Source organism: Achromobacter maghribensis (genome assembly GCF_057334215.1).
The window spans coordinates 1-5,752 of the sequence record NZ_JBHFII010000032.1 but is presented as its reverse complement, the minus strand read 5'-3'; the positions used below and the strand labels follow the sequence as shown (position 1 = coordinate 5,752).

Sequence of the window (5,752 nt, the reverse complement as noted above, 5' to 3'; positions counted from 1 at the left end):
CCCCCGGCGTCGTTGAAGGGTAGTGACTGCAGGGTAGTGACTGCAGGGTCGTGACTGCAGGGCCGCCACCGAACATCACTGCCGAAGGGGTTCCTTCGCTGAAACCTCATCCGGAATCAGGATCAGGCGGCTTGCCGGCCGGGCACGATCCGTAGGCGGGCGGCGCAGGCGCATGCAGCACATGCTGCGGCGTCCATGGCGGGCCCGCGTGGGCTGACGGTTTGCCGCAAGCCGGCACGGCATTCAGGATGGGAGACGCCCCCGTGCGCCCGTGGGCGCATAGCTGGCAGGCAAGCTGCATGGCATTGCGGGCATCGAGCTTTTCGAAGATGCGGGCACGATGGGCTTCGGCGGTGCGCAGTGAAATCCCCAGATCAATGGCAATGACCTTGTTGGGGCGGCCGGCCGCCACATAACCGACGATCTGCCGTTCGCGGGGTGTCAGCGCGGAAAGCACCGCTTCGAAATCGGGACGGGGAGCTTGCATGGGCGACTCTTTTTGCAATGTAGGATTACATCAAGTCTGCCCGGCCGCCACAGGCGGCGAAAGCTGGCAAATCTGTCAGGGGTCGGGACGACGCGGTATCCGCGCGCCCCTGCCTGCATGGAACGCTCAGACCGTGTAGGTCAGTTCCAGGTTATCGATCAAGCGGGTGGCGCCCAGCTTGGCAGCGGCCAGGGCCACCACGGGAACGCCAGCCTGCAGGTCGGCGGCCTCGGGGCGCTTCAAATCTTGCTGACGGCGCAACGCCACGTAGTCGACCTTCCAGCCGCGCAGGGCAAGGCGGTCGGCGGCATCGCGTTCCAGGGCCAGCGCGTCGCGCTCGCCTTCGGCCAGCCGCTGGCCGATGCGCTGCAGTTCGGCATACAGCGCCGGGGCCTCGGCGCGTTCGCCTTCGGTCAGGTAGCGGTTGCGCGACGACAGCGCCAGGCCATCATCGGCACGCACCGTTTCGTGCGCCAGCACTTCCACCGGCAGCTGGAACTGGCGGCACATGTTGCGAACCACCATCAGCTGCTGATAGTCCTTCTTGCCGAACACGGCCACGCGCGGCTGCACGCATGAAAACAGCTTCAGGACCACCGTGCTGACGCCCTCGAAGAAACCGGGCCGGAATTCGCCTTCCAGGATGTCGCCCAGATCGTCGGGCGGCTGCACGCGGTAGTTCTGCGGCTCGGGGTACATCTCGCGTTCATTGGGCGCGAACAGCACGTAAACATCGCGCGCCTGCTCCAGTTTTTCAATGTCGGCCGCCAGCGTGCGCGGATACTGGTCGAAGTCTTCGTTGGGGCCGAATTGCAGCCGGTTCACGAAGATGCTGGCCACCACGGGGTCGCCGTGCTGGCGCGCCAGTTTCATCAAGGACAGGTGGCCTTCATGCAGATTGCCCATCGTGGGCACAAACGACACGCGGTTCTGGCCGCGCAGGTGATCGCGCAATTCCTGGATGGTATGGACGACTTTCAAGGGGACTCTCCGGGGTTGGGGGCAGCCCGGTCAGGATCAGGCCGCGACCGCCGCCACGCTGGTGTAGGCCAGGCGCACGTAAATGGGAGCATAGGGCTCCGCCTGCGTGATTTCCAGCAGGGATTCGCGGGCCAGCTCAAGCATGGCGATGAAATGCACGACGACCACCGCCGCGGGCGCGCCTTCGCGGACGCGCTCCATGAAAAGGTCGCCGAATTCCATAAAGCGCACATCGTTCAGGCGCCGCAGGATGTGCGTCATGTGATCGCGCACGGACAGCTGTTCGCGCGTGATGTGGTGATGCTGATTCAGCTTGGCCCGCTTCATGATGTCGGCCCAGGCCTGGCGCAGGTCGTCCACGCTGACTTCGGGCATCATGCGTTCGACGCTGAGGTCGGCCACGGCCTGGCTGCTGACGAAGTCGCGGCCCAGTTGCGGCAGCTTGTCCAGCTTCTGGGCGGCCAGCTTCATCTGTTCGTATTCGAGCAGGCGGCGGACGAGTTCGGCGCGCGGATCTTCGGGCTCTTCGCCGGTGTCGGTCTTCCTGACCGGCAGCAGCATGCGCGACTTGATCTCGATCAGCATGGCCGCCATCAGCAGGTACTCAGCGGCCAGCTCCAGGTTGGTGATGCGGATCTGGTCCACATATGACAGGTATTGCCGCGTGACATCCGCCATCGGGATGTCCAGCACATTGAAGTTCTGCTTGCGGATCAGGTATAGCAGCAGGTCCAGCGGCCCTTCGAACGCCTCGAGGAACACTTCCAGCGCGTCCGGCGGAATGTACAGATCCGTCGGCATCTGGAACAGCGGCTCGCCGTACAGGCGTGCGAACGCCACGCTATCGACGGTATCGGGCGTGCTGTCCACGGGCGGCTCCACTAGCTTGGCCAGCGCCTCGCCCGGGACGGAAGGGTTTTGGGACATGTCTGCCGCAACGGGATCAGTCTGCCGAATACACGTAGGGTTTTTGCGGCACGCGGGCCGCGCGGAAGCCTTCCAGCAGTTCCGAGTCCTGCGGTTTATCCCAAAGACGGGCGCGGCCTTCACGCTGGCGCTCTTCGGTGCCAGGGTGCGACTGCTTGAAGTCTTTCAGGAAAAGGGTGATCTCGGATTCGTAGTTGGTCGCCATGACACCAATTTCAGTGGGTTTCGGATCCCAGGAGTTTACTTCACGCCGGGCGAACCCCCGGCGTTACAATCGTCAGGCACCCAACGTCCCCTCTTGCCATGTCAGCAGAATCCGCAGCAGCCGCCAACCCCGCTCCGCCTTCGACCCCGGACGCGTTGCGCGCGGCGCGCATGATCCCCTTCATCGTGGGCTGTGCGCTGTTCATGCAGATGCTGGACGCCACCGTCGTGGCCACCGCCCTGCCGGCCATGGCCCGGGCCCTGGGATCCACGCCCGTCCGGCTGAACGTGGCCATTACGTCCTACTTGCTGTCCGTGGCCGTCTTCGTGCCGGTCAGCGGCTGGGCGGCCGACCGCTACGGCGCCCGCCGGGTGTTCGTGGCCGCCATCGGGCTGTTCACCCTCAGTTCCGTCGCCTGTGCGCTCTCGCAGGACCTGCCCCAGCTGGTCGCGGCCCGGATCATCCAGGGGATGGCGGGCGCGATGATGGTGCCGGTGGGCCGGATCATCCTGCTGCGGACCGTGCCCAAGCAGGATTTGCTGAAAGCCATGTCCTTCCTGTCCATCCCGGCGCTGCTGGGACCGGTGATCGGACCGCCGTTGGGCGGTTTCATGGTCACCTATATGTCCTGGCACTGGATTTTCCTGATCAACATCCCGATCGGCGTCCTGGGGATCGCGCTGGTGCTGCGCTATGTCACCGAAATCAAGGAAGAAACCGCCCCGCGCCTGGACTGGCTGGGCTTTCTGCTTAGCGCCGTCTGCCTGGCCGCGCTGGTCAGCGGCTTCGAGGCCATTGGCCGCGACGTGATGCCGCTGCCGATGCTGCTGGGCATGATCGCGGTGGGCGCCGCCTGCGGTTTCCTGTATGCCTGGCACGCCCGGCGCATTGAGCACCCCATCATCGACCTGTCGCTGATGCGGATCCCGACGTTTGCCATTTCCACCCTGGGCGGCAACCTGTGCCGCTTCGCCGTGGGCGCCACGCCATTCCTGTTGGCCATGCTGCTGCAAGTGGGTTTCGGGCTGTCGCCGTTTTCCGCCGGCCTGATCACCTTCGCCAGCGCGGCGGGCGCCTTGCTGATGAAGTTCGTGGCCACGCCCATCGTCCGCCATTTCGGCTTCCGCCGCGTGTTGACCGTGAACGCGCTGCTGACCGGTGTGTTCATCATGGTGTGCGCCACCTTCACCCCCTCCACGCCGGTCTGGCTGATGATCGCCATTCTGCTGGTCGGCGGCTTCTTCCGGTCCTTGCAATTCACCGGGGTAAATACGCTAACCTATGCCGACATTCCCCCGGCCAAAATGAGCCGCGCCAGCAGTTTCGCAGCAATGGCGCAGCAGTTGGGTATCAGCCTGGGCGTGGGGGTGGCCGCAGTCACGCTGAACGTCAGCATGGCCCTGCGCGGCGCCGAGACGCTTGCGGTCGGCGATGTCGTTGCCGGCTTCATCGTCATCGGCCTGATGTGCATGGCCTCGACCTTCTCCTTTAGACGCCTTGAGCCACAGGCCGGGGCACACCTGAACGGCGCCAAACAAAGTGACGACGAATGAATTTGTCCTAGCCCTGGACCAGGGCACGACCAGCTCCCGCGCCATCGTATTCGACCGCGAGGGCGTGGTGCGCGGCGTGGGCCAGCGTGAATTCCGCCAGCACTATCCGCGCCCGGGCTGGGTCGAGCACGACGCCAGCGAGATCTGGCACACCCAGCTGGACGTCGCGCGCGAAGCGCTGCGCAACGCCGCCGCGACGGCGGCCGACGTGGCCGCCATCGGCATCACCAACCAGCGCGAAACCACGCTGATCTGGGAACGCGCCACGGGCCGTCCGCTGGCCCGCGCCATCGTCTGGCAGGACCGGCGCACCGCGCCGATGTGCGACCAGTTGCGCCGCGACGGCCACGCCGATTTCCTGCAATCGCGAACCGGTCTGGTGCTGGACGCCTATTTCTCGGGCACCAAGTTGGCCTGGCTGCTGGACCACGTGCCGGAGGCGCGCCGGATGGCCGACCGCGGCGAGCTGGCATTCGGCACGGTGGACAGCTGGCTGATCTGGCAACTGACGGGCGGCGCGGTGCACAGCACGGACCCGAGCAACGCATCGCGCACGATGCTGTTCGATCTGCACACGCAAGATTGGAACGATGAGATCCTGGCGTTGCTGAAAATCCCCCGCAGCGTGCTGCCGCAGATCGCGCCCAGCAGCGCGGTGGTGGGCCGCGCGTTGCCGGAATGGCTGGGCGGTTCGATCCCGATCGCGGGTGTGGCAGGCGACCAGCAGGCCGCCACTTTCGGCCAGGCCTGCTTCACGCCGGGCATGGCGAAAAATACCTACGGCACCGGCTGCTTCATGCTGATGAACGTGGGCGACAAGCCCGTGCAGTCAAAAAACCATCTGCTGTCGACGGTGGGCTGGGGCTTGCCCGCGTCCGGCGCCGACAACTGGACGCCCACTTACATGCTGGAGGGCGGCGTGTTCGTGGCGGGCGCGGCGGTGCAATGGCTGCGTGACGGCCTGGGCATCATTCAGCGTTCGGAAGAAATCGAGTCGCTGGCGGCCAGCGTGTCGGATACGGACGACGTCTTCATGGTGCCGGCGTTCGCCGGCCTGGGCGCGCCGCATTGGGACCCCTACGCCCGCGGCACGCTGGTGGGCCTGACCCGCGGCACCACGCGCGCCCACATCGCCCGCGCGACGCTGGAATCGATCGCGCTGCAAAGCGCGGAGCTGCTGACGTGCATGAACGGCGACAGCGGCATCGCGCTGACCGAACTGCGCGTCGACGGCGGCGCCGCCCGCAACGACCTGCTGATGCAAATGCAGGCCGACCTGCTGGGCGTGCCGGTGGTGCGGCCCAGAGTCCCGGAGTCGACGGCGCTTGGCGCAGCGGGCCTGGCAGGACTGGCAGTGGGATTCTGGTCCGGGCTGGACGAGTTCGCTTCGAAGTGGCAGGCAGAACGAACGTTCGAGCCGGGCTGGCCGGAGTCGGTCCGAGAAGCTCGAATGGGGAGGTGGAGACAGGCGGTGGAATTGTCTAAAGGGTGGGCGGCTGGGGCGGCTGGGGCGGCTAAGTAGGTCGTTATGGCAACTGCTTGAGGGATGTGGTGGCGGTTGGCGTGGATCTTCGTGGGACGCTCGCCGCCGGGGTCAGG

Annotated in this window: 6 protein-coding genes; 2 read left to right on the top strand and 4 right to left on the bottom strand. The window is 65.8% G+C overall.

The genetic code is table 11. From position 1 onward, the window contains the following. Positions 1–106: 106 nt before the first annotated feature. The 4 genes from ACE039_RS13385 to ACE039_RS13370 form a co-directional block, all read right to left on the bottom strand. Positions 107–487 carry a response regulator transcription factor gene (locus ACE039_RS13385; RefSeq protein WP_485822584.1) on the bottom strand — a complete coding sequence of 127 codons (381 nt, stop codon included), beginning with the start codon at positions 485–487 and terminating at the stop codon, positions 107–109. 126 nt (positions 488–613) lie between these two features. Beyond that, the gene (gene panC / locus ACE039_RS13380) at positions 614–1,468 is read right to left on the bottom strand and encodes a pantoate--beta-alanine ligase (protein ID WP_310035641.1); all 855 of its coding nucleotides are present in this window, start codon (positions 1,466–1,468) and stop codon (positions 614–616) included. A gap of 36 nt (positions 1,469–1,504) precedes the next feature. Continuing rightward, positions 1,505–2,395, bottom strand: a complete 891-nt coding sequence (locus tag ACE039_RS13375; RefSeq protein ID WP_416032001.1) for a segregation and condensation protein A — start codon at positions 2,393–2,395, stop codon at positions 1,505–1,507. 16 nt (positions 2,396–2,411) lie between these two features. Beyond that, the gene (locus ACE039_RS13370; protein WP_050447026.1) at positions 2,412–2,600 is read right to left on the bottom strand and encodes a DUF3460 family protein; all 189 of its coding nucleotides are present in this window, start codon (positions 2,598–2,600) and stop codon (positions 2,412–2,414) included. A 98-nt stretch (positions 2,601–2,698) separates the two neighbouring features. Between ACE039_RS13370 and ACE039_RS13365 the strand changes: the two genes are divergently transcribed. Together ACE039_RS13365 and glpK are read left to right on the top strand one after the other, a co-directional pair. Then, a complete protein-coding gene (locus tag ACE039_RS13365) occupies positions 2,699–4,153 on the top strand; it encodes a DHA2 family efflux MFS transporter permease subunit (protein WP_485822583.1) in 1,455 nt (484 codons plus the stop codon). After that, on the top strand, positions 4,140–5,675 hold the full coding sequence (glpK, locus tag ACE039_RS13360) for a glycerol kinase GlpK (protein ID WP_485822582.1): 1,536 nt from the start codon (positions 4,140–4,142) through the stop codon (positions 5,673–5,675). The genes ACE039_RS13365 and glpK overlap by 14 nt, the downstream gene beginning before the upstream one ends. The last annotated feature ends 77 nt before the right edge of the window (positions 5,676–5,752 follow it).